Here is a 25,809-nt window from a genome sequence, read left to right as displayed (position 1 = left end):
ACTAGCCCTCCTTTTTATGCACCATAACAAGGCCGTTACGGGGCCCTGGGATGGCTCCTTTAATCAATAGCAAATTATTTTCTTTATCGACAGCAACGACTTTGAGGTTTTTCACGGTCACTCGCTCGTTACCCATCCTACCGGGCATCGTCTTGCCCTTAAAGACATGGCTCGGAGAGCTGCTGGCTCCCGACGAACCGGCTCGCCTGTGAAAGAGAGAAGCACCGTGACTTGCAGGGCCGCCTCCAAAGCCGTGTCTTTTCATGACACCGGCAAAACCTTTGCCTTTGCTGGTGCCCGCAACATCGACGACTTCGCCTACTTCAAAGATAGTTACGTCGATGGTCTGTCCAACTTCATAACCCGTAACGTCATCTACGCGGAACTCCCGCAACCATCGTTTAGGTTCGATCCCCGCTTTCTTATATACGCCTAGCATGGGCTTGTTCAATCTATGGGCTTTCACCTTCCCAAAGCCCAAGACTATGGCCGAATACATCTCTACTTCGGGCCTTCTTAAAGCAACTACCTTACAGGGGCCTGCCTCTACGACGGTAACGGGCACAGCCTGACCCTCTTCGTCGAAAATCTGGGTCATTCCAACCTTAACACCTAAAATCCCTAGACTCATCAATTTTCTCTCCTTTCAGCTCAGAGCTCCCCTACAGTTGTATTTGTATATCTACTCCTGAAGGGAGGTTCAGCTGCATCAGCGCTTCCATGGTCTTCTGCGTAGGATCGACTATATCTATAAGCCTCTTATGAGTGCGCACCTCGAACTGCTCTCGTGCATCTTTATCCTTGTGAGGCGACTTTAAAACCGTGTACTTATTGATCGCCGTGGGCAATGGTATGGGGCCTGAAACCTTAGCCCCCGTTCTTTTCGCTGTTTCGGCAATCTGCAGCGCCGATGCATCCAGGACCCTATGATCAAAGGCCTTCAACTTAATCCTGATATTTTGAGCCATTCATATCCCCCCTTTCACTTTTAAGGGGACTTACTTGTCCAGTATGTCCGTTACTACGCCGGCACCTACTGTACGTCCGCCTTCCCTTATGGCAAACCTCAAGCCCTTCTCCAAGGCTACGGGAACTATGAGCTTCACTTCTATGTTGGCGTTGTCTCCGGGCATTACCATCTCTACGCCCTCGGGCAGGGTTATCTCACCGGTGACGTCGGTGGTCCTGAAGTAAAACTGAGGTTTGTAGCCGTTGAAGAAGGGGGTATGTCTTCCGCCTTCTTCCTTCTTCAGGACGTATATCTCGGCTTTGAAGTGTTTGTGGGGTGTTATGGTGCCGGGTTTTGCCACTACCTGGCCCCTTTCCACGTCGTCTTTGCCTATGCCCCGAAGGAGTATTCCTATGTTGTCTCCCGCTATGGCCTCGTCTAAGATCTTTCTGAACATCTCAAGGGAGGTGGCCACGGTCTTTGTCTTGTCCTCCTTCATGCCTACGATCTCCACTTCCTCGCCTGAGTTTATCTTTCCTCTTTCGACCCTGCCGGTGACGACGGTACCGCGTCCCGTTATGGAGAAGACGTCCTCAATGGGCATGAGGAAGGGTTGGTCCACGGGACGCTCTGGAAGGGGTATGTAGCTGTCGCAGGCGTCCATGAGCTCCCATATCCTGCCGCACCACTGACACTCCCTCTTGCCGCAGCCGCACTCCAGGGCCTTCAGGGCGGAGCCTCTTATCACGGGGATTTCGTCTCCCGGGAAGTCGTAGCTTGAAAGGAGGTCTCTCACTTCCATCTCGACAAGGTCGAGGAGTTCCTCGTCGTCTACCATGTCCACCTTGTTCATGAAGACCACTATGGAGGGGACGTTGACCTGCCTTGCCAAAAGGACGTGTTCCCTCGTCTGCGGCATGGGCCCGTCGGCAGCGGATACGACTAATATGGCTCCGTCCATCTGGGCTGCTCCGGTGATCATGTTCTTTATGTAGTCGGCGTGTCCGGGGCAGTCTATGTGGGCGTAGTGTCTGTGTTCGGTCTGGTACTCCACGTGGGATATGCTTATCGTTATTCCGCGTTCCCTCTCCTCAGGGGCCTTGTCTATCTCGTCGAAGGGGGTGAAGTCAGCCAATCCCTGGGTGGAAAGGGTCCTGGTTATAGCGGCGGTCAAGGTTGTCTTGCCGTGGTCGATGTGCCCTATGGTTCCTATGTTTAAATGTGGTTTCATCCTCTCAAACTTTGCCTTTGCCATGCTTGTCAGCCTCCCTTAAAAAATTTATTCCTCAATAATTTTAAACTTATTGTATTAGAGCATCTAAGATGCCGATGCTAACAATTTTTCCGCCACCTCGGAAGGAACTTCTTCGTAGTGGCTGAATTTCATCGTAAACGTAGCCCTTCCCGAGGTTTTATTCCTCAGTGCACTGGCATAACCGAACATCTCGGACAGAGGAACGTACGCCTTGACGACCTTTGCTCCCGATCGAGTGGCCATCCCCTCGATCCGCCCTCTGCGCGATGAGAGGTCTCCCATAACGTCTCCGAGGTATTCCTCAGGCGTTACTACCTCCACCTCCATAATAGGTTCCATCAAAACAGGGTCTGCCTTTTTCATCGCCTCCTTGAAAGCCATAGACGCAGCTATCTTGAAGGCCATCTCGGAGCTGTCGACTTCATGGAAACTCCCGTCCACCAGTGCAACCTTTATGCCTATGACTGGGTATCCCCCAACGACACCGCTGGTTAAGGCTTCTTCTACACCCTTTTGTACGGCAGGTATAAATTCTTTGGGGATCACGCCCCCCACGATCCTGTCTTCAAACTCGTATCCCCTATGTCCCGGGAGGGCTTCTATTTCAAACACCACGTGGCCGTACTGGCCGCGACCGCCGGATTGGCGTATGAACTTGCCCTCTCCTCTGGCGGGTCTTTTTATGGCTTCACGGTAGGCAACTTGAGGCTTGCCGACCCTGACGTCAACTCCAAATTCCCTACGCAGCCTATCTACTATGATCTCCAGGTGAAGCTCGCCCATACCCGATATGATCGTTTGCCCCGTCTCGTGATCTATGGCAACCCTAAATGTCGGGTCTTCTTCTGCAAGGGCAGCCAAGCCCTTGGACAACTTGACCTGGTCGGCCTTGCTTGCCGGTTCGATGGCCAAAGAAATGACCGGTTCGGGTATGTTCATCCCTTCCAATACAACGGGTTCCTTTTCGTCGCAAAGCGTATCTCCCGTCCTCGTGTTCTTAAGGCCGGGAATGGCCACTATCGTGCCGGCCAAGGCCGATTCGATGTCCTCACGTTTATTGGCATGCACCCTCAATATTCTCCCTATACGCTCCTTCTTCCCGGTGTTCGTATTGAGCACCGACATTCCGGTGTGTAGCTTTCCGCTATATATCCTCGTATAGACGACCCGACCGACGTATGGGTCCACCAACACTTTGAAAGCCAGTGCCGTAAAGGGCGCCTCCGCATCGGTATGGCGGACAACTTCCTCTCCCGTGCGCGGATCGACTCCCTTTACAGGGGGAATGTCCAAGGGAGATGGAAGGTAATCGATCACCGCATCCAAAAGCAATTGAATCCCTTTGTTTTTGAGGGCCGATCCGCAAAGCATGGGAACCAGCTTTAGACTTATGGTACCGAAACGCAGAGCCCTTTTTATGCTCTCCTCCGATATTTCCCGCCCTTCGAGATAGGATTCCATGATTTCGTCGTCAACTTCGGCTAAGGCCTCTATCAGGCGCTCACGCCACTTTTTGGCCTCTGCCAGAAAAGCCTGAGGTATCTCTTCCAACTCCAAGCGGGTTCCAAGCTCGTCGGCGTACTCGATTGCCTGCATCGTTATGAGGTCGATGATGCCCTTAAAGGCATCTTCGGCGCCCATTGGCAGCTGTATGGGAACGGGGTTAGCCCCTAACCGTTCCTTAATCTGTTCCATAACGTCGAAGAAATTTGCGCCCACCCTGTCCATCTTGTTCACGAAAGCAATTCTGGGAACCCTGTACTTGTCCAACTGGCGCCAAACCGTTTCTGACTGCGGTTCAACTCCTCCTACAGCGCAAAAGACGGCAACCGCTCCATCCAACACCCTGAGCGATCTTTCCACTTCCATAGTAAAGTCCACGTGCCCGGGCGTATCAATCAAATTGACCATATATTCCTTCCAGTAGCATGTCGTAGCTGCCGAGGATATGGTAATGCCCCTTTCGCGCTCCTGATCCATGAAGTCCATCGTAGCGGCGCCTTCGTGCACCTCGCCTATTCTATGTATTTTTCCCGTATAAAAAAGAATGCGCTCCGATGTCGTCGTTTTGCCTGCATCTATATGCGCTGCTATGCCAATATTGCGTATTTTGCGAATATCTATTCCTGCATCGCTCATGCCTTACAAATCACCACCCTAATTACCATATTACCAGCGATAATGGGCAAAAGCTCGGTTTGCTTCAGCCATTCTGTGGGTATCTTCCCGTTTCTTTACCGCTGATCCTTCTCCCTTGTAAGCATCTACAAATTCCCTGGCAAGGCGCTCGATCATAGGAATGCCTTTACGAGATCTGGCGCTGTTTATTATCCACCTTATCGCCAAGGCCTGAGCTCTGGCGGGATCTACTTCCACTGGAACCTGATAAGTAGCTCCTCCGACCCTCCGCGGCCTGACCTCTATCAGGGGTTTAACGTTCTCCAAAGCTTTATCGAAAACCTCATCGGGAGATACGTTTAACCTCTTTGCGGCCACTTCCAAGGCTCCATATACTATCCGTTCGGCAATGCTTTTCTTACCATCGTACATGACGCAATGAATAAACTTGGCTATTGCTTCGTTCTTATATAAAGGATCGGGGTAAACCTTCCTTTTAGTCACATGCCCCTTTCGCGGCATGACATCGACCTCCTCGTTCTCTATTTAGGTTTTCTTACGCCGTACTTAGACCTTCCTTGACGGCGATTTTCGACTCCGCCGCAATCAAGAGCCCCGCGCACAATGTGATAACGAACGCCGGGAAGGTCCTTGACGCGCCCTCCGCGAACCAATACCACCGAGTGCTCCTGCAAATTATGGCCAATCCCGGGAATATAGGCCGTAACCTCTATGCCGTTCGTCAGCCTCACACGAGCCACTTTCCTCAAGGCGGAGTTTGGCTTCTTTGGTGTAACGGTATAGACCCTCGTGCAAACTCCTCTCTTTTGCGGATTACCCTGCAATGCCGGAGCACCGGATCGCTTCTTCTTCTCCTTACGCCCTTGGCGTATTAGCTGATTGATAGTAGCCACAAATGTCCCCCCTTCGATCTGCTTAAAAATAACTATCTTATATTATTGATTCTTCGATCTATTAATAAGCCGGCTACTGCCGCCGGCCTCTCGATCAAACAGGCCCTTCCTAATATCTTAGAGTCATCCGCCCATTCCACCGGGATGCTCCTCGCTTCCGCCTCTTTGAGCACCGATTCGATGACCTTTTTTTCGGCATCACGTGCGACGAATACTTTTACGATCTCCGACTTGATCAACTTCCTATAGACGCTTCTGGCACCAACTACGCGTTTGCCTGCAGCCAGCTCCTGTAAGGGCACAATAAATCACCTTCTCGTGACATAAGGCACCGAGGAATAATAACAACGCCGAAGCGCAATGTCAAGTGGGCCCCTTTTTGGAACCCACTTGACGAGGCTCCTACCCCGCTCGATCCGCCGAAACGGATTCGAAAGCGGGCTCTCTCTCCACTTCGACTACCTCGAAGTTGCGATTCACGGTAGCGCCTGTTCCGGCAGGTATCAGGTGTCCTATTATGACGTTTTCCTTCAAACCTTTAAGGTAATCGACTTCGCCGCGAACGGCGGCCGATGCCAACGCTTGAGCCGTCTGTTGGAAGGACGCGGCCGAAAGGAAGCTGTCCGTTGCAAGAGCAGCCTTAGTTATGCCCAATAATACCGGCTTCCATATCGGCTCCTGGCGAAGTTTTCTCACGAAGGTCACCTTTTGTATAAGCCTTTCGACTTGAGACAACGCCAGTATCGGCCTAATGACGATCTTCGTCGGCTCCAGCTCGGTTAGGCGTTCTAGAACCTGCTGATTAACTTCTGTCCCTGCAGGCACGACAACGTTACCCAATTTATCCTTAACAGGCTCGAGCAGGACCTTTCCGTAAATTTTTTCGGTAAGGACGCTGTGAAGTATTTTCTGGCGCGAATATATCTCGCCGTCAGCCTCTATAGCTGTTATATCGCCTTCAATTATACCGCGAACAATGCTGCCGTCCACTATAGGCGGGACATCTATGGGTTCGTTTCCGCTGGCATCAATAACCTTGCCAAGCGGCCTGCCCCATATCTTGCTGATCAGGTATTCCTGGATGGCATCGGGCAGATCTATCGTCTCGGGAGCCTTCCATACCTTGATTTCTTTAATGAAGCTCTCCTTTATCTTTAAAGCGGCTTCCCTTGTCAAAAGAGCATCCTTGGCAGCTATAACCCTATCGCCGCTTACAACATCCTCGGCTAAATAGGTAACGTCACAAAGGGAGAATAGCTTGTCCGTATCCAGGATCTGCAAGGGCCTTCGCAGGTCTTTGGTGATAAGGGTAAGCTGTTTCATCGAAAGCGAACTACCGGCATCGATCTTCACGCCATCGACGGATTCGTAATCCTCGACGAGCTCCAACCCTTCAAGCTCGCGTCTGAAAATGGATTCTCCCACTACAACCCTTACTAATTCTCCCTCATCTTCAACTATCAATTCAGTAAGAGCTGTACCTGGCTGCAACAGGATCTTGATGGCCCCTTCGTCGAGAGCCTCTCCTTTGTACTGAGCGGCGTGGTCCAGCGATCCCTTGCCGATAACATCCTTGAGGATTTTACCCTTCAACATGGCAACGGAATTATCTATGCATTGCTGGTTATGCTCTCTGATTTCCTGGACTTCCCTTTCCAGCTCGTCGATCCACACTATTTCACCAACCACGTAGGAGGTATCTCCTTCATCGGCTATCCGAACTTTGTTGACGGGCGCAACCTTGCGCAATATTACCTCTATATGTTTATTGTTTATGGAGACACCTTGAGATTTGTAAACCTCCTGGATGCCATCAACCATGTAGGCGTGCACGGCCTCGATACCATTGACCTCCATCAACTGCTGGGGGTCGATGTAGCCTTCGGTCAGCACTTGGCCCTTCTTCACCTCGTCTCCCTCTTCGACGAGGAGCATTTGAGCCGTGGAGACGTTGAAGCTCATCTTTTCCTCGGGGTTGTCGGCGGATTGTATGACGATCTTTCTTTTGCCCTCCATCTCTCGAATCTCAGTTACGACTCCGTCGACCTCGGATAGTAAGGCCGTCTTCTTTGGCTTTCTCGCTTCAAAGAGCTGTTCCACCCTGGGAAGCCCTTGAGTGATGTCCTCGCCCGTAATCCTCACGCCACCGGTATGGAACGTCCTCATGGTGAGCTGGGTGCCGGGTTCACCGATAGACTGGGCTGCCACGACTCCCACGGCTTCACCTATGGCTACGGGCTTTCTCGTGGCCAAATCAAGGCCGTAACATTTCTGGCATATACCATTGCGCAATGCGCAAGACATAGGACTTCTGACCCAAAGGCCCTTTACTCCTGCAGCCTCTATGGCGTCGGCCTTTTCCTGATCTATGATCTCGCCCGCCCCGACTAAAACAGTCCCATCGACAGGATGGCGCACATCCTCCAGAGCTGTCCTGCCGTAAATCCTTTCGTTCAAAGGGATCACGACCTTGTCGTCTTGAAGCAGGGGAGTGATGTAGACGCCTTGATCTGTGCCGCAATCTTCCTCGAGGACAATGATGTCCTGCGACACATCGACAAGTCGTCTCGTCAGATAACCAGACTTGGCCGTCCTCAATGCCGTGTCGGCCAACCCCTTCCTGGCGCCATGGGTGGAAATGAAGTATTCCAACATGTTCAGCCCTTCCCTAAAGTTGGAAACGATAGGATAGTCGATGACTTTACCGGAGGGATCGGCCATGACTCCCCTTATTCCCGCCATCTGGGAAACCTGGCTCTTGCTACCGCGAGCGCCGGAATCTATCATCATGCGAAGTGGATTTAATTCATCCATATGCTCCAAAATGCAGTCCGCGATTTTGGATGCGGCCTCCGTCCAAAGAAGCTCTGTTTGCCTCAAATATTCGTCCTCGGTGAGGATGCCCATGCCGTACTGGTTGTTGAGTTCGCTCTCCTTTTCCATTACTTCCCTAACAATCTCTTGTTTCTCGATAGGGATGACGATCGAATCTATGTTCAAGGAAACTCCAGATTTGGTAAACCATCGATAGCCAAGAAGTTTAACGTCATCTAACATCTTGACCAGGTCTTCGTGTTCTACTCGGTCGAAGGCCATATCCAGCAGGGCCCCCAGGTCCTTTTTGGCAATCTGTTTATTGATATACCTCAACGACGGGTGAAGCATGCTGTTGAACAAAGCCCTCCCCGGCGAGGTCTCGATCAGCTGCCCATCCCACCACATCTTCACCTTTGCGTGGGGGTGGACCACTCCGTGATCCAGAGCCGTCAATACGTCTTCAATATCCCTGAAAACTATGCCCTCTCCCTTACGCCCCTCGGTCATTGCAGTCAAGTAATATATTCCCAAAACAACATCCTGCGTGGGCGTAACTATAGGTTTACCGTGGGCCGGCGACAACAGATTGTGCCCCGCCAGCATCAATACCCTCGACTCCGCTTGAGCCTCCAAAGAAAGAGGAACGTGAACGGCCATCTGGTCTCCGTCGAAGTCTGCGTTAAAGGCGGTACAGACCAGTGGATGAAGCCTTATAGCCTTGCCTTCCATTAACAGGGGCTCAAAGGCCTGAATCCCCAGACGGTGCAAAGTGGGCGCGCGATTGAGCATAACGGGATGGTCTTTGATTATCTCTTCCAGGGCTTCCCATACCTCATCTCTCCTGCGCTCTATAACGCGCTTTGCGCCCTTTACGTTTGAGGCTATACCCTTCTCAATAAGCTTATGCATTACGAAAGGCCTAAATAGCTCCAGTGCCATTTCTTTTGGTAGACCGCATTGGTAAAGCTTGAGCTCCGGACCAATGACTATTACGGACCTGCCCGAGTAGTCGACGCGCTTACCCAATAAGTTCTGACGGAAGCGTCCCTTCTTCCCCCTTAGCAAATCGGTCAAACTCTTAAGGGGACGGTTGCCTGCGCCCAAAACGGCCTTACCAACCCGTCCATTGTCTATCAGGGCATCCACGGCTTCCTGAAGCATTCTCTTCTCGTTTCTTATGATCATCTCCGGGGCTCGGAGTTCCTGTAACTTTTTCAAACGGTTATTCCTGTTGATGACCCTCCTGTAAAGGTCGTTCAAATCGGAAGTGGCAAATCTGCCGCCGTCGAGCTGCACCATGGGGCGCAAATCCGGAGGAATGACTGGAAGAACGCTCATGATCATCCACTCCGGCTTGCTGTCGCCCTTCCTGAAATCTTCCACAACTTGAAGACGTTTTATCAGTTTGCGCTTCTTTTGGCCCGTCGAATTCGCGATCTCTTCTCTAAGGGATATGGCCAACTCGTCTATATCTATGTTCTTGAGTAACTCTAAAATGCTTTCCGCCCCGATGCCTGCTGCAAAATCCTTGTCGTAAGCCTTGCACAGCCTTTGTTCTCTTTCGACTATGATGTCGCACTGCTCAAAGGGCGAATCGCTTCCGTCTATCACTATATATGAAGGATCCTCGATGGCCACTGTCTCCTGCTGAGAGGTAAATCTGCCCGGATAGTTTTTCATATAAAGCTGTAACTCGGAAGTCGAAACCACATCGTCCTTAGAAAAGGGCAGGCGCACAGCAGCGACGACCATAAAAGCCTCCTGATTTTTGATAGCCGCCCTCTGGAATTCGACCTTGACGCCATGTCTTTGGAGTCGTTCGATGTCGCTCTGGCTTACCACATCGCCAACCCTGAAATTGGCTTCTTCTATCTCGGTAATCGTGTAAGCCGGCTCGACTTTAAAAAGGTCATCGCCATACTCCGTTCGATAGCGAGATACCTGTTGGGCCGAAAGTATATCCCCCTCTTTTAAGGGCAAATCGTCTACTCTAGTGATACGATACGCTTCCTCAGCTTTGAATTTAGGATCGTAGTGCCTGTGGATGCGCTCTTCGCAGGCGGGTATGAGATCGCCTTTTTTGACCAGATCGGGCCTTTTGCCCTCCATTACTACTTTGTAGAGGATTTCCCTTCGCCTTAAAGGGGCGAAATACACCACTCTCTCCAGATCTTTAGACGTCGTTCCTAAAAACAGGCTCAACCTGCTCGGGATGCCGCGCAGATACCAGATGTGAACGACCGGACAGGCGAGCTCTATATGGCCCATCCTCTCCCTTCTCACCTTGCTGTCGGTAACTTCGACTCCACAGCGGTCACACACTATGCCCTTAAATTTAGGGCCGTTTCGCTTGTATTTCCCACAGGCGCATTCGTAACTCTTTACAGGTCCAAAAATGCGCTCGCAAAAGAGACCGTCCTTTTCGGGCCTAAGGGTCCTGTAATTTATCGTCTCAGGGCGTTTTACCTCGCCGCTTGACAGTTCCCTTATCCTTTCGGGACTTGCCAACCTGATTCGAACGCCTACAATTTCGCGATTGTTCATTTACGCATCATCCCCCTCAGGATCCACTTCTGCTTCGTCATCGTCCGGATCGCCGAAGATCCTGGCTTCCAAACCTATCTTTGCCTCTTCCTTTTTTGTCTGAGGTTTTTTCTCCGCCTCTTTCTTCACTTCAACTATATTCTGCTCTTCCTCCTCAACGTAGCCAACACTGTCGTCGTCGTAAAGGACCTGCACATCAAGGCCCAATCCCTGAAGCTCTTTTACGAGTACCCTAAAGCTCTCGGGCACACCGGGGTTTCCTATGTTTTGACCTTTGACTATGCTCTCGAATGTCTTGAGGCGCCCCTGTACATCATCGGATTTGATGGTGAGCATCTCCTGCAATATGTGAGATGCGCCATATCCTTCCAGGGCCCAAACTTCCATTTCTCCGAAGCGTTGTCCGCCAAATTGAGATTTTCCTCCCAGAGGCTGTTGCGTTATCAAGCTATAGGGGCCAACGGATCTGGCATGGATCTTGTCGTCGACAAGATGGATCAGCTTGAGCATGTACATATATCCCACGGTAACTTTATTCTCGAAGGGTTCGCCCGTCCTCCCGTCGTAAAGGACGATGCTTCCGTCCCTGGTGAGATCGGGAAGCTTGCGATCTCGAATCTCCTCCATATACTTGAATATCTCATCTACAGAGACACCTTCGAAGACGGGAGTCGCAACGCTCCATCCGTTGTGATAGGCCACAAACCCTAATATGGTCTCAAGAACTTGGCCCAAGTTCATTCGACTGGGAACGCCAAGCGGGTTCAAGACCACATCTACGGGGGTGCCATCGGGCAAATAAGGCATGTCTTCCACGGGCAAGATTCTGGACACAACCCCTTTGTTGCCGTGGCGTCCTGCCATCTTATCTCCCACGGTAATTTTTCTGATTTGGGCTAAAAATACCTTGACCACTTCGTTGACTCCGGGAGGAAGATCGTCGCCGTATTCATCCCGGGAAAGCCGCTTAACAGCTACGACCTTGCCACCTTCGCCGTGAGGCACCCTCAGAGAAGTATCCCTCACCTCGCGGGCCTTTTCCCCGAAAATAGCCCTGAGCAACTTTTCCTCAGGAGTCTGATCCGTTTCGCCCTTGGGCGAGACCTTGCCTACCAGGATGTCCCCGGCCCTCACCTCAGCTCCTATACGAACAATGCCTTTTTCGTCCAAATTTTTCAGCTGGTCTTCTCCCACGTTGGGGATATCTCTGGTTATCTCCTCGGGACCCAGCTTCGTATCCCTGGCATCTATTTCGTATTCCTCTATATGGATCGACGTATATACGTCCTCTTTTACGAGCCTTTCACTGAGAAGGATGGCGTCTTCAAAGTTATAGCCCTCCCACCCCATGAAGGCAACCAAGACGTTCCTGCCCAACGCCAATTCGCCATGATCCACCGCCTGACCGTCGGCCAGAAAATCGCCCTCATTGACAAAATCTCCCTTTCTGACGATAGGACGCTGGTGTATTACCGTTCCCTGGTTAGACCTTCTGAACTTTATCAAAGTATAGGTATCCACCAAGCCATCCTCGGTAGTGACCTGAATTTTGTTGGCATCGACATAGGTAACCGTCCCGGGCCTTTTGGCCAATATACAGGCTCCCGAGTCCCTTGCGACCTTTTCCTCCATGCCCGTGCCCACAAGGGGAGACTCGCTCTGCATGAGAGGAACAGCTTGTCTTTGCATGTTAGAACCCATCAAAGCCCTATTGGCGTCGTCGTGTTCAAGGAAGGGTATCAGGGCTGCCGAAACGGACACGATCTGTTTTGGCGTTACGTCGACGTAATTTACTTGTTCGGGAGGAACTATGACTATGGATCCGCGATGCCTGACGTGGACCTCTTCTTCGCATATCCTTCCCTCTTCATCCAAGGGTATGTTTGCTCTGGCGACAAAGGCCTCGTCCTCTTCGTCGGCGGGAAGATACACAACTTCGTCGGTGACATACCTGTCCCTGACGACGCGCTTTGGCGACATCAGGAAGCCGTATTCGTTGACCCTGGCGTAATTGGCCAAGGAGGTAACCAAACCTATGTTTGGACCTTCCGGAGTCTCGATAGGGCATATCCTCCCATAGTGAGACGGGTGTACGTCCCTCGCCTCAAACCCCGCTCTTTCTCTGGTCAAACCTCCGGGCCCCATGGCGGACAACCTCCGCCTATGTGTGACGTCGGCCAGAGGGTTAGTCTGATCCATAAATTGAGATAACTGGCTGGAACCGAAAAATTCCCTTATTGCAGCCGAGATGGGGCGAATGTTTATGAGATCGTGAGCTGTTGCGGTAGAAAGATCGGGTATGGTGGTCATCCTGTCCTTTGCGATGCGTTCCATCCTCAGCAGTCCTATACGAATTTGATTCTGAAGGAGCTCCCCTACCGAACGGACACGCCTGTTGGCGAGATGATCTATATCGTCCTCCCGCTCCAATCCGTCTCTCAAGTTGAGTATGCCCTTAACGATGGTCACCAAATCATCTATAGTGAGCAGACGAACCTCCTCGGATATATTGAGACCAAGCCTTCTGTTCAATTTATACCTTCCCACTCGGCCCAAGTTGTATCGTCTGGTATCGAAGAAAAGGGAATAGACGTAATCTTTAGCGTTTTCCACCCTCAGAGGCTCGTTAGGACGCATGCGCCTAAAAATCTCGAGCATCGCCTCCTCGGGCGTATCGGTGCCGTCGCGTTCCAGGGTAGCTGCGAATACAGGGTCCACATTCCACAATCTTACCTTCGTCCTGCCGCTGTTCCATAAAACTTCGACGTGCTCTTTGGTGAGACGATCGTTTTTGGGTATTACCACGTGGCCGGCGCTGTCTATTATGTCTTCGGCGATCAAGCGCCCTCTAATCTCTTCCTCTACGATATCGACCTCTTCCTCGACACCTCCGAATGTCCTTAGCAACTCCGTATTGTCCCTGATGCCAAAGGCCTTTAGAAGCGCTGTTGCGGGAACCTTGCGCCTGTTGTCGATGTTAACGGACAAAACGTCGCCTGGGGTAAGGTCGAACTCGAGCCAGGCGCCTCTGTCGGGTATAATCTTGGCCTTGTAAACCTCCTGACCGGGAGCCCCCGTCTCAATGCTGAAATAAACTCCCGCCGAGCGAGCCAGCTGGTTTACGACAACCCTTTCCGTGCCGTTGATGATAAAGCTTCCTCTGTCTGTCATTACGGGAAAATCTCCGAGGAAAATCTCTTCCTCCTTGATCTCACCGGTGCCGCGATTGATCAGCTGAACTGTAGCACGAAGAGGCATGGACCAGGTCAAATCCTTTTGTCTTGCCTCTTCTTCCGTCAAGGTGGGAGGATCGATGTAATATCGAACAAACTCGATGACAAAGGAACCGTCGTAACTTTCTATCGGAAAGATCTCTTCTAGCAGCTCCTGAAGCCCCTGAGACTTTCTGTAGTCAGGGGCTTCATCTGGTTGTAAAAACCATTTGTAAGATTGGTGTTGCAGCTCGACTAAATAAGGCAGGGCGACTAATTCTTTTGAAGGACCAAAAAACAACCTCTCGCGTTTTCTCCCCATATTCACGAAATTTGACATGGGAGCAACGACCTCCCTATCTATGTTTTTGGTGGGTTAAAATGGGAACCATTGTTTATAATGCGAGCGAACATGATAACAAATGGCGAACGCTCTGTCAATACCATAGGAATATCTCTTTTCCATAACTTGAGGTGATTATGGATACATCTCACTCCTGAAGGGATGAATATAATTGTGTAGTTTTAAGAATGGTGGGCAGGGGGGGATTTGAACCCCCACAGGCGCTAAGCCCACTGGCTCCTGAGGCCAGCGCGTCTACCTTTCCGCCACCTGCCCCTGCTTCGCATGGCGATTTATTTTACTACGTCATGCGGGTTTTCGTCAAATTCAGCCGACGAAGCTCTATAAAGCCGATCTCTGATGGCCAGACCTAACCCCTCTTTGACAGGATAATCGGCCACTATCACCTTTACGCCTTTTTTTTCGAGGTATCGCATAGCCATAAAAAGTCCGCGAGCGTAATGTTCAAGAGAATCGAACAAAATGACCTTCTCCGAAATATCCAGGGGAGGTCTTTTGATACCCATGTAGCCTACAGCTTCATCCCTCTCGAGGGGCCAATCATCGCCTTCTCTCCAAAGCACGACCCTGCACCGGGGAGCATAGTGCCTGTAACGAGTACCCGGGGACTTGCGCTTAACATCCTCTGCCCGGCCTGCTCCCAATTCATCGGGCAACATAACTTCTTCGCCAAACTCCTCTATGGCCTCAACGGGCAGGCCGCCCGGCCTTAAAAGAACGACTTTTTCCTGCGTCACGTCTATGACGGTAGATTCCACGCCCACGTCGGTCGGCCCGGCATCCAAGATCACATCCACGCAGCAACCAAGATCATCATAGACGACCCCTGCATCCGTGGGACTTGGCCTTCCGCTGGTGTTGGCGCTTGGAGCTGCTATGGGAACGCCGGATTTCTCTATCAAGGCCAATGCCACGGGGTGGGCGGGCATCCTCACCGCAACTGTCTCAAGCCCTCCCCTCGTAGCTTTGGGAACAATATCCTTGGCCTTCATGACCAGCGTCAAAGGACCCGGCCAGAAACGCTCCATCAACCTCAAAGCTTTCGGGGTGGTGTGGGCAATTTTTTCTGCCGATTCCACATTTGCTACATGAACTATCAAGGGATTGTCACAGGGTCGTCCCTTGGCAGAGAAGATGCCTCTCACGGCACTTTCGTCCAGGGCATTGGCACCAAGGCCGTAAACGGTTTCCGTGGGAAAGGCAACTAGTTTTCCCTTCACTATCGCTTCCGCGGCAATTTTTATTATTTCACGTTCCGGGTTCCATTTGTCTATTTTATATATTGCAGCTTTTTTCAATCCGCTTCATCTCCGAAAACCTCACGGCAATGCTCCAGCAGGTCGGGAAAGGTGCCATCTATAATGGCCCTTCTCGCCTTGCGCGCAAGATCTAACATAAAATGCAGGTTATGCCAAGTACAAAGCCTTGACGCCAAAATTTCGCCCGCTTTATGGAGATGGCGAATGTAGGCGCGGCTGAAATTTCTGCAAACATAACAACTGCAATTCGGATCCAGGGGAGAAAAATCCTCTTTAAGTTCTTTCCTGCGAACGTTCAACTTTCCCATCGAGGTCAGCACCGAACCGTTTCTCGCGTTTCTCGTCGGCAAGACGCAGTCGAACATATCCACACCCCTTGCTATCCCCTCCACCATATCAAGGGGATGACCTACACCCATAAGATAACGGGGCTTCGTCTTGGGCAAGAACTTGTTCAAGAGCTCTAAAACTTCATGCATGAGCGCCTTCGGCTCCCCAACGGCCAAGCCCCCTATGGCGTAACCGGGGAAATCCATATCCACCAGGGCATGACAACAGTATTCGCGCAAAGATAGAAAGACAGAACCCTGCACAATCCCGAACAGAGCCTGATCCCTTCTCGAATGTGCCTTTTTACAAAGTCCCGCCCATTTTATGGTTCTAAGGGTCGCTTCCTTAGCGCCTTCTTCCGTTATGGGATAGGTGGTACATTCGTCGAAACACATGGCTATGTCACTGCCTATGGCTTCCTCTATGGCCATTACCAGGGCAGGCGTCAGAAAATGTTTGCTGCCGTCCAGATGGGACTGAAATTCCACGCCCTCATCGCTTACCCTTCTCAACGACGCCAGGGAAAACACCTGAAAGCCCCCGCTATCCGTCAAAATTGCCCTGTCCCACCCCATAAAAGCGTGAAGACCTCCCGCCTTTTCTATTACATCGACGCCGGGGCGGAGATAAAGATGATAGGCATTCCCCAAAATAATGCGAGCTCCCAAAGCCTCAAGCTCGAAGGGTGCCATGGCTTTAACGGTGGCCTGGGTCCCCACGGGCATAAAACAGGGCATCTCTATCACTCCATGAGTCGTATAGAACTTGCCTGCTCTGGCTCCGGTATGGGGACATTCGGCAATGATCTCATAGCTGAAAAGCTTATCCCTCCCCATGGCCTACCATCCTAAAAGCCTCGTCGAATTATCGAACACTACTTCGGCCAATTCTTCCACCTCAATACCTCGCAAAGTTGCAATCGTCTCGTAAACGTAACCGACGTTGGCCGGCTCGTTTGGTTTGCCTCGAAGGCCCTCTGGAGAAAGGTACGGAGAATCGGTCTCGCAAAGGATGTTCTCCGGCTGAATGGAGGCGGCAATCCTCCTCAAGTTTTCGTTTTTTCTGTAGGTAATGGTACAGGCAAAGGAAATGTAAAAGCCCATGTCGATAGCTTTTTTTGCATGTTCCATCTCCCCCTGAAAACAGTGCAAAACCCCTCCCACCTCGGAGGCGCCTTCGGCTTTCAAAATTTCTAGGACCTCATCGTAGGCATCCCTCACGTGACATATGAGGGGTTTGCCCACGCACTTGGCCCATTCTATGTGCTTTATAAAAAACTCCCGCTGAACATCCCGGGGCGAGAGGTTGCGATAGTAATCCAATCCGGTCTCCCCTATAGCCAGCACCGATTCGTTCTCTCCCAAGGAAAGGAGCTCCTCGGGAATGCCCTCTTTCAGATCCTTAACGTCATGGGGATGAACGCCAACGGCCGCAAAGGTCTTCACGGCCCTAACCTGCCTAGTCAAAGAAAGGGCCTCGAAGCTCGATGCTTCATCCACTCCGGGAACGAGCAAACGCTTCAAACCCCTGCCTGAGGCCCTCGCCAAGACCTCGTCCAGATGGTCTTCCAAGGGCGACATATAAATATGACAATGGGTATCGGCCAATCTCACAGCATCGCAACTCCCTAATGCACGCGGCTTCCCGGGGGTATTTCGTCGTTATCGACGGTAAGGAGAGCAAGTTTGGAACCGTCATGTGATTCTGCAGCCAAAAGCATGCCGTTGCTCATCACACCTCGCAGTTTTGCCGGCTTCAGGTTGCAGATCACTATGATCTTTTTGCCCTCCAGTTCATCAGGTTTATAGAATTCCTTTATACCCGAAACTATCGTCCTCTGCTCATAACCCAGATCCACCGTCAGCTTGTAGAGCTTATCGGCTCCGGGAATGGGATCTACGGATATAACCTTTGCAACCCTGAGTTCGACCTTTTTAAAGTCGTCAACGGATATCTCCTCTTCATGATCGCCGGGGTCGGGAGCCAACCCTTTTTTAGCGTCCCTTTCAGCCTTCTTGGAAGCCCATTTTCTAATGTCTATCCTCGGAAAAAGGGCGCCTTTCCTCAAGACGGCAGTGCCTGCCGGATAGGGAATCTTTACGGTCTCGAAGCTATCGATTGACAATTTGCCCTTTAGGCCAAGCTGTTCCCATATTTCTAAGGCCTTGGCGGGCATAAAGGGGCGAAGGAAAAGAGCTATGCACTTCAGGGACTCACAAAGGTTATACAGCACGTTGCTGAGACGTTCTCTATCGCCTTCTTCACCAAGTTTCCAGGGCATGGTTAGGTCTATGTATTTATTCGCCAAACCCACATATCCCCATATCTCCTTTAGGGCATCATCGTAGGCAAAGCGCGACATGGACCGGTCAACCCTTTGAAGCAACGCTTCTACGACATTTCCTCCTATTTCTTGGTCCTCTTTCGTCGATTTCGGGAGAGGTTCCGGAACGATACCATCAAAATATTTGACAACCATCTGCAACGTCCTGGACAGGAGGTTACCAAGATCGTTGGCCAGATCGGAATTAATCCTCTGGACCAGGGCCTTTTCAGAGAAGTCGCCATCGAGGCCGAAGGGCACTTCCCTCAACATGAAATAACGGAAAGGATCGGCTCCGTAAAGATCGACGACCTCAAAGGGATCGACGACATTTCCCCTGGACTTGGACATCTTTTCGCCTTCCACAGTCCACCATCCGTGGGCAAAAACCTGTTTCGGGGGATTGACTCCTAGGGCAAGAAGCATGGACGGCCAGACGATGCTGTGGAACCTCAATATGTCCTTGCCAACCAAATGGCGGACCACGGGCCAGTATTTCTTCCATCTTTCTTCGTCTTGGGGATAACCACAGACGGTCAGGTAGTTGATCAGGGCGTCAAACCACACGTATATTACGTGGGCATCATCGCCAGGTACGGGTATGCCCCATTTAAGTGTAGTCCTGGAGACCGACTGATCTTTAAGCCCCATCTTTATGAAGCTTACTATTTCGTTATAGCGGGACTCCGGCATGACAGCCGTGGGGTTTTTTTCGTAGTACTCCAACAATGGTTGGGCATATTTCGACATGCGAAAGAAATAGCTTTCCTCCGTCATCCTTTCAAGAGGACGCCTGCAATCGGGGCAAGTTTTCCCTTCTCCCATCTGGCTTTCCGGGACATAGGTCTCACAGGGGACGCAGTACCACCCCTCATATGTTCCTTTGTATATGTCACCCTGATCCATCAGCTTCTTGAAGATATATTGAACTACCTCGATGTGCCTTTGTTCCGTAGTCCTCACGAAATCGTCGCAGGATACGTTCAATGCCTCCCAAAGCTTCTTGAAATTCAGCACAGTCCTGTCCGCCAGCTCCTGAGGGGTGATCCCCTCTCTTTGAGCGGCCTGCTGAACTTTCTGACCATGTTCGTCAGTTCCAGTAGCGAAAAGGGTATCAATTCCGCACATCCTTTTGTATCTCGCCATTACGTCGGCGGCCACCGTCGTATATGCGTGCCCTATATGAGGGACATCGTTCACGTAATAAATTGGAGTGGTGATATAAAAACTACTCTCGCGATTCATCTCTTCCTTCCTCCATTCTTTCCCGACCTAGTACGAATTTTCTAATCCGGTTTTTCTCTATACCATAGCTTTCGGACAGAATTTTGGCAATATCCTTTATGGCCATGTCCTCTTTTCTCATGTTGACGGCCACCTTCTGCCATGATTCGTCCTCTTCCTCAATCGCTGTGTCTCTAAGGCCATCCACTACAAGGGTTATTTCGCCCCTTACCTCCCTTGAGAAGCCGAGAATATCGGAAAGAAAGCCTCGAAGGCATTCCTGGTGTATTTTCGATATCTCCCTCACCAGCGCTGCTTTCCTGTCGCCCCAAATCTCGATGATGTCTTCCAGGTCTCGCTTTAATTTATGGGGTGCAACGTAAAATAGCGAAGTATGGGGCAAATTTCTCAAGGATATCAAAAATCTCTGCCGCGAGGCCTTTTCTTCGGGAAGAAATCCCAAAAAGGAAAATTGAGACGAAGGAAGTCCCGACATGACGAGGGCAGGAAGTATCGCAGAAGGGCCGGGCAGAGCATCCACTTCATGGCCTGCCTTAATCGCTTCACATATCAGAAGTTGTCCTGGATCGGATATGCAGGGCGTGCCTGCATCGGATATCAAGGCAACCTTTATTCCGCGATCCAGCATGCCCAAAACCTCACAGAGGCGACTTTTCTCGTTATGCTCATGGTATGAAAGCATCTTTACTTTAATATTATAGTGGTTTAGTAGTTTGATCGCCCTTCTCGTGTCCTCGCAGAGTAGAAGGTCCGACGTCTTCAGCACCTCTATAGCCCTGAAAGTAATATCCTTTAAATTTCCGATCGGCGTCGGGACAACAAAAAGAGGCATCAGTTTTCCTCCAATTCATAGGCAGCAAGAAGTTCGGGGGTGTAATCTCCCTTCTCGTCGCATATAAAAAGGGGAGGCTCCAACCTCAGACCTCTTCCTGCATTTCTTCTGGCCTCGATCAAAACGACGGAGGCTTCTGACTTTGGCTTGGGGTAGATTATTTTCAACCTCTTAAGGGGCATTCTGTTTTTTTCAAGAAGGTAGCACAATTCAGAGGTACGTTTTGCCCTCAAGACCATATAAAGCCTCCCCCTGTCCTTCAACAAATAAAATGAGGCCCTTATTACGTCCTCTAAAGTGCAGGCAATTCCCTGTTTTGCGAGGGCAACGCCCTCCTTCGGACTGGTCCTGCTTTTCGAAGCTTCATCGTAGGGAGGATTGACTACAACCACATCGAAGGTCTGGGGGGGACAAATTGCCGATATCTCCCTTACATCACCCCTTTCGAAGGTGACTTTGTCCTCAAGATTGTTGGCTACAGCATTCTCTCTTGCAATTTTGATCAGTTCCTCCTGTATGTCTATGCCCTTTATTGCAGACACCTTCTGCCACCTCTTGGCCAATATCAGGGCAACGGCACCGCTTGCCGTGCCAAGCTCCATCACCCGATCCTTCGACCGCAACCTTACAAACCATGACAACAACACGGTATCAACCGATACCCTGGGACCGTGCAGGGGTTGTTTTAATTTTAGCTTGCCGTAAAGTATATCATCCAAAGTTATCTCCATCGCTCGCCTCATTCCCAATCGGAAAGCTTGATGCTTACGATTTTCGACAGTCCGGGTTCTTCCAGAGTCACGCCGTACATTATATCCGCCCTTTCCATTGTCAGCCTTCTATGGGTAATTGCCACAATTTGGAGGGATTTGGAGTATTGCTCCACCAAATCGGCAAAACGCCTTAAGTTGGCTTCGTCCAGGGAGGCATCGACTTCATCCAAAATGGCCACGGGGACCCTGGCTTCCTCCATGGCGGAAAAAAGGTAGGCGATGGCTGTCAGGGAGCGTTCGCCTCCCGAAAGTTGAGCCAAACTTTGCGGCCTCTTACCCGGCGGTCTAGCAGCTATCTCAACCCCCGAATTCCAGAGATCAAACTCGTCGTTTAAAGCCAAATTGGCTTCTCCGCCCCCGAAGAGCTTGACGAAAATGGCATTAAAGCGATCGTTTATAGCCTTCAAGGCCCCCTTGAACAATAATCCCGCCTGCCTGTCGGTATCCCTTATAATGCCATCGAGCTCTCTTTTGGCTTCCTTAACATCATCATATTGCTCGGAAAGGTAGTCAATGCGGCCGATCAGCGAGGCGTCCTCCGACAAGACACCATAGTCCACATCACAGTAATCCTGAAGCTCTCGCTGCAATGTTCTTGCCCTCTCCTTAAGGCGTTCCAGTTCGACAGGGCTCACGTCGCAAAGAGGACTTTCTTTGCCGTCGAATGCGCTATCCTCAAGTTCTGCTCTCTGGCCATACAGGTTTTTCAGCCTTTCCTTCGCCAAGGCCAACTGAGACTCGCATTTCCTCATTCGTTCCCTTGCTTCTTGAAGCTTCGAAGAGGACTTGCGAAACATATTTTCGATTTTTGCCCTAACTTCCTGCGCTACTTTCATATCCCCGGCAAGGCTCCGACGCCTGAAAAACAGCTCTATGTACTTGCCTTTCAACTCGGATATTTTGAGATCGCTGTCGGCCAATTCCTTTTCGGCTTTAAGGATTTCCTCCCTCTTTTGCTGGATGCGCTCCCTGTGGGCTGATAACTCATCTTCTATCCTATCCAACACATCCTGACGGCCCCTTATCCTCTCCTGCAATAACTCCACCTCTCGATCAAGGGAGGAAAGATCGCTCTGCAATCTATCGTTTAAGTCGATCTCTTCCATGCTGGACAACTCTAATGAGATTTGTTCCAGTTCGGCCTTTCTTTTTTTCATATCCACGATGAGGGATTTTATTTCTTTTTTTAATTTGCCAGCCTCGGCTTCCGCGTCCTTAATCCGACTCTCGCTGTTGGATAAAAGGCTTGAGATCTTTTTCTTCTCTCCCTTCAGCCGATCGACCAAAGCGAGCTGCCTTTGAGTGTCCTCCTTTAACCTTATCTCCCTTTCCTCCGCCTTGGACAAGGTGGAGCTTAATCTTTCTATCTCTTCATCGAGCAATTCAAGAAAAGACGAGCTTTCTCTCAGATAGCCTCTTAGCGCTAAAACGTTTTGTGAAGACTTGTTCGCGCTGCCCCCGGATATGGTACCGCCTGGCAAGAATACCTCTCCGTCAAGGGTCACTACCGGAAAATTCCTGTACATGCCCGATATCCTGACGGCCTCACCGTAATCGCTCGCCAAAAGTAGGTTGCCCAAAAGGTGCATCACGCAATTTTCCCATTTGGGTTCGTAGGAGATGAGATCTATAAACCATCCTATCGTCTTCTTTCCGTCTACGCGGATGGCCTGATTTTTCCGCTGAGGGTTGGCCCTGTTCAAGGGTAAAAAGGTAGCCCTTCCCGCATTGCCCACTTTCAGGTAATCAATACATTCGCCGGCCGCATGCTCGTCGGGCACTAATATCCAAAATTGCCTCCCACCCAAAAAGGACTGCAAGGCTGGGATGTATTCCTTGGGGCAGGATATTGCATCGACGAAGGGGTCGAAATCAACCTTCAGCCTTCCCAATCTTTTGGCGGCCATCAGATATTCAACGGGCCTCGGATAAACTCCGGATGAGAGGACGTCTTTGGTCCTTTCGATCTCCGAATTCAGCTTTGTCCTCTCTTTTCTTTTGGACTGCAACTTGGCGGCTGTCTCCTGAGCTTCGGCAAGAGCCTTCATGTGTTGAGAGGATAATTCCTCAAAGACCCTTTCTTCATTCTGCAACTTTAGAGCTGTCTCTTTCGCAGATTTTTGAAGATCGGATAATTCCTCCTTCGCCTCCAGCATTTGGGAGATCAGGCTGCCGTAACTTTTTCCGGAATAACGAACCTTGCGGTTCAACTCAGTGAGAGATGTTTCGCAAAGGGCCTTCCTTCCGAGCAATTCTTCTTTCTTTCGGGAAAGTTCTTTTATCTTCGAAAAGCTGTCTTTCAATTTGGCCTCGAGATCATCGCGCAGTCGCCTTTTTCCGGCCAATTGTTCCTTCAGTTCTTCTACGGCGAGCCTAAGGCTTTCTTCTTCAGGTCGAAGCTTTTCCATCGACATATATGCCGACTCGAGTTCCTCCTTAGTACGAAAATAGAGGTCCCTTGTTTTGCTGCGCTCCAAAGCCAGGGAGGAGAGCTTCTTTTTTAAGTTGCCGATTTCACTGGAGAGTCGGTCAAAAATCTCTCTATTTCTTTCGTCCCCGGAGGCCAAGGCATCGATTTGGTTTTCAAAAAGGCTCAGAGCCTTCTGCCATAGAGAAACCCAGAGCCGGGCAGCAAAAAGGCTCCCGGAAATTCTCATTTTGGCATCCTCTGCGTCTTTGATCTCCTCGATAACCCTGCAATACTCAAGCCATTTTATCCTTTTCGATAAACTTTTAAGCTCTTCGTCCAATTCGCGTTTTTTTCTGGCACTTATAACTTGGGGGTGAATGTCGCTGCGCCTTCGCTTTAATTCATCGATCAAAGTTTTTAATCTTAGGGCCTCTTCATCAGCCCTGATCAGCTTTAAAAGGGCTTCTTCTCTCTTCCTGCGGTATTGGGATATACCGAAGAGAACTTCCAGGTTCTCCCTCCTTTCGGCGGGCTTTTGCTTAATAGCTTCCAGGACCTCGCCCTGGCCGATGAAGGCAAAATCGATCCCTTCAAGCCCTAACAGGCGCTTTTCTTCCTCCATCTCGTAAAGTTTTACCTTTTTGCCATCCACGAAAAAGGAGGAACCGCTTTCGTCGAGAACGCGCTTAAAGGCTTTCAGTTTTCCCTTATCGTTGATTACGAAAGAAACCCGGGCCTCCCTGGCAGGGGGGCGCGAGGGGCTGCCTTGGAAGAGAAGATCGCTTTGCTTCGATATCCTCAAACGGCTCGGAGACTGCTCCCCCAAAGCCCATCTTATGGCATCTAGAATATTGCTCTTTCCGCTTCCGTTAGGACCTGCGATTACCGTATATTTTTCGGAAAGCTCGATATCGACCTGCTCCCCGAAGCTTTTAAATCCCTTAAGAGCGACCCGCTCTATGTACAACGAGATCTCCATCCTCTTCCAACAATTTGATCTTATAAAGAGCTTGGTCCAGAGGACCTTGGAAGATAAGGCGATACTTATCCCACGCCAGCTCCTTCGACTGAAGGACGAACAGGGCCTTTTCAAATTCCTGAGCCCATTGGGAGAGGAAGTGATTTCCTATGTATTCGGCTATGGCAGAGTGTGCCTCCAATATGAGGGCTTCGACCTTGCTGGACAATATCACCTTCCGCAGGAAACGCTTTATGTCCATGGCGACGGCATCTTCCTTTAACACCCAACCCATATTGGCGCAAAAAGGACAAGGCCTGGTCATATAGGTCTTCAAGTCCGGCCTCGAGCGCTTGCGCGTAATCTCCACGAGGCCGAGCTTGCTCACGCCGTAAACCTTGGATTTATACCTGTCCCCCTTGAACAGCTCTTCCAGATAGTCTAAAAGCTTTTGTTTGTCCTCCTGGTAATCCATATCTATGAAGTCCACTATGATTATTCCGCCGATGGAGCGAAGCCTCAGCTGCCTTGCAATCTCCTTTGCCGCCTCCATATTTGTATCCAATATGGTATGTCTTAAATTATCCGTTCCGACATACTTGCCCGTGTTGACATCTATGACCGTCATCGCCTCCACCTGGTCTATGTATAAAAAACCGCCAGATGAAAGCCAGAGCTTTCTTTCCAGGGCGGCGCTGATATCTTTTTCTATGTCGAAATGTTCAAATATGGGTATGTTCCTGGCGTAAAGTTCCACAACGGGCTGTACCCTGTGGGAATGCCTGGAAATGTAATCAAGTACGAGCTTGTGATCGTAAGGATCATCTATAACCACTTGAGAGACCCTTTCGTCGAGCTCATCGCGCAAAACTTTTCCCAGCAGGCCGGCATCCCGATAAAGAAGGGAGGGGGATGGCATTTTCAGCGCAAGGTCGCTTATATCTTTCCAAAGTTCCAAAAGCTCTCCAATCTCCTCTTTTATGACCTCTTCATCCACTCCCGAAGCCACTGTACGCACGATGACGCCAAAACCATCGGGAACCAATTCTCTTGCGATGCCCTTCAACCGCTCCTTTTCTCCCGATTCGTCGATACGCCTGGAAACGCCGATGTCGCTAGCTCCGGGAAGCAAAACCACATACCTTCCCGGCAAGGAAATGCGAGCCGTTACTCGCGGCCCCTTCCCCTTCCTGGCTACCTTGGTAACCTGAACGATTATCTCTCCGTTTGGCTTTATTTCGGCATTCTTAGCGTCGTCGAGATATAAAAAGGCGTTTCGCCCTTCACCTAAATTTACAAAGGCCGCATTCATCCCTGGAAGTATATTATCTATCCTGGCCTTATATATCTCTCCCGCTCTCTGCCTTTCCCACATCCTTTCGGCAAAAAGCTCTACCAGACGCCCTCCTTCCAAAATGGCAACGCGAGATTCTTCCGGATCGATGACATTTGCTATGATCCATTTATCGTCGTCATTCAAAAGCGTTACCCCCTAAACAGCAATTT

The 25,809-nt window shown here is 50.5% G+C and carries 17 protein-coding genes and 1 tRNA gene; all 18 read right to left on the bottom strand.

Going from position 1 to position 25,809, the window contains the following annotated elements; all coding sequences use genetic code 11:
• Position 1: 1 nt before the first annotated feature.
• Complete coding sequence (rplC, locus tag BLU12_RS00425) at positions 2-631, bottom strand: 50S ribosomal protein L3 (RefSeq protein WP_091459802.1); 630 nt, start codon at positions 629-631, stop codon at positions 2-4.
• Positions 632-662: 31 nt separating this feature from the next.
• Positions 663-968 (bottom strand): 30S ribosomal protein S10, encoded by a 306-nt coding sequence (gene rpsJ, locus BLU12_RS00420; protein WP_009201488.1) that lies wholly within the window; start codon positions 966-968, stop codon positions 663-665.
• 30 nt (positions 969-998) lie between these two features.
• Positions 999-2,204: an elongation factor Tu gene (gene tuf, locus BLU12_RS00415; protein ID WP_091459801.1), complete on the bottom strand. Its 1,206-nt coding sequence runs from the start codon at positions 2,202-2,204 to the stop codon at positions 999-1,001.
• A gap of 63 nt (positions 2,205-2,267) precedes the next feature.
• A complete protein-coding gene (gene fusA, locus BLU12_RS00410) occupies positions 2,268-4,343 on the bottom strand; it encodes an elongation factor G (RefSeq protein WP_091459799.1) in 2,076 nt (691 codons plus the stop codon).
• Positions 4,344-4,373: 30 nt separating this feature from the next.
• Positions 4,374-4,844 carry a 30S ribosomal protein S7 gene (gene rpsG, locus BLU12_RS00405; RefSeq protein WP_091459798.1) on the bottom strand — a complete coding sequence of 157 codons (471 nt, stop codon included), beginning with the start codon at positions 4,842-4,844 and terminating at the stop codon, positions 4,374-4,376.
• Between the two features lie 20 nt (positions 4,845-4,864).
• A complete protein-coding gene (rpsL, locus tag BLU12_RS00400) occupies positions 4,865-5,236 on the bottom strand; it encodes a 30S ribosomal protein S12 (protein WP_009201492.1) in 372 nt (123 codons plus the stop codon).
• A 32-nt stretch (positions 5,237-5,268) separates the two neighbouring features.
• Positions 5,269-5,538 (bottom strand): ribosomal L7Ae/L30e/S12e/Gadd45 family protein, encoded by a 270-nt coding sequence (locus BLU12_RS00395; RefSeq protein WP_091459796.1) that lies wholly within the window; start codon positions 5,536-5,538, stop codon positions 5,269-5,271.
• A gap of 100 nt (positions 5,539-5,638) precedes the next feature.
• Complete coding sequence (gene rpoC, locus BLU12_RS00390) at positions 5,639-10,597, bottom strand: DNA-directed RNA polymerase subunit beta' (protein ID WP_091459795.1); 4,959 nt, start codon at positions 10,595-10,597, stop codon at positions 5,639-5,641.
• On the bottom strand, positions 10,598-14,149 hold the full coding sequence (gene rpoB / locus BLU12_RS00385) for a DNA-directed RNA polymerase subunit beta (protein WP_091459793.1): 3,552 nt from the start codon (positions 14,147-14,149) through the stop codon (positions 10,598-10,600). It lies immediately after the preceding gene.
• A gap of 192 nt (positions 14,150-14,341) precedes the next feature.
• A tRNA-Leu gene (locus BLU12_RS00380) sits at positions 14,342-14,428 on the bottom strand.
• A gap of 17 nt (positions 14,429-14,445) precedes the next feature.
• Positions 14,446-15,471, bottom strand: coding sequence for an L-threonylcarbamoyladenylate synthase (locus BLU12_RS00375; RefSeq protein WP_091459791.1), 1,026 nt, complete (start codon positions 15,469-15,471; stop codon positions 14,446-14,448).
• Complete coding sequence (gene tgt, locus BLU12_RS00370) at positions 15,468-16,598, bottom strand: tRNA guanosine(34) transglycosylase Tgt (protein WP_091459790.1); 1,131 nt, start codon at positions 16,596-16,598, stop codon at positions 15,468-15,470. Before tgt ends, BLU12_RS00375 begins: the two co-directional genes overlap by 4 nt.
• Before the next feature lie 3 nt (positions 16,599-16,601).
• Positions 16,602-17,375 carry a TatD family hydrolase gene (locus BLU12_RS00365; RefSeq protein WP_091459788.1) on the bottom strand — a complete coding sequence of 258 codons (774 nt, stop codon included), beginning with the start codon at positions 17,373-17,375 and terminating at the stop codon, positions 16,602-16,604.
• A 14-nt stretch (positions 17,376-17,389) separates the two neighbouring features.
• Positions 17,390-19,330 carry a methionine--tRNA ligase gene (metG, locus tag BLU12_RS00360; RefSeq protein WP_091459786.1) on the bottom strand — a complete coding sequence of 647 codons (1,941 nt, stop codon included), beginning with the start codon at positions 19,328-19,330 and terminating at the stop codon, positions 17,390-17,392.
• Entirely contained in the window at positions 19,314-20,162 is an 849-nt protein-coding gene (gene rsmI, locus BLU12_RS00355) for a 16S rRNA (cytidine(1402)-2'-O)-methyltransferase (RefSeq protein WP_091459784.1), read from the bottom strand. The genes metG and rsmI overlap by 17 nt, the downstream gene beginning before the upstream one ends.
• On the bottom strand, positions 20,162-20,893 hold the full coding sequence (locus BLU12_RS00350; protein WP_234945339.1) for a tRNA1(Val) (adenine(37)-N6)-methyltransferase: 732 nt from the start codon (positions 20,891-20,893) through the stop codon (positions 20,162-20,164). The genes rsmI and BLU12_RS00350 overlap by 1 nt, the downstream gene beginning before the upstream one ends.
• An 8-nt stretch (positions 20,894-20,901) precedes the next feature.
• A complete protein-coding gene (gene smc / locus BLU12_RS00345; protein WP_091459783.1) occupies positions 20,902-24,324 on the bottom strand; it encodes a chromosome segregation protein SMC in 3,423 nt (1,140 codons plus the stop codon).
• Positions 24,287-25,783, bottom strand: a complete 1,497-nt coding sequence (locus tag BLU12_RS00340) for an Rne/Rng family ribonuclease (RefSeq protein WP_091459781.1) — start codon at positions 25,781-25,783, stop codon at positions 24,287-24,289. The genes smc and BLU12_RS00340 overlap by 38 nt, the downstream gene beginning before the upstream one ends.
• Positions 25,784-25,809 lie beyond the last annotated feature (26 nt).

It is taken from the genome of Acetomicrobium thermoterrenum DSM 13490, from assembly GCF_900107215.1.
Lineage (GTDB): Bacteria > Synergistota > Synergistia > Synergistales > Acetomicrobiaceae > Acetomicrobium > Acetomicrobium thermoterrenum.
This window is presented reverse-complemented; position numbering and strand designations above follow the sequence as displayed.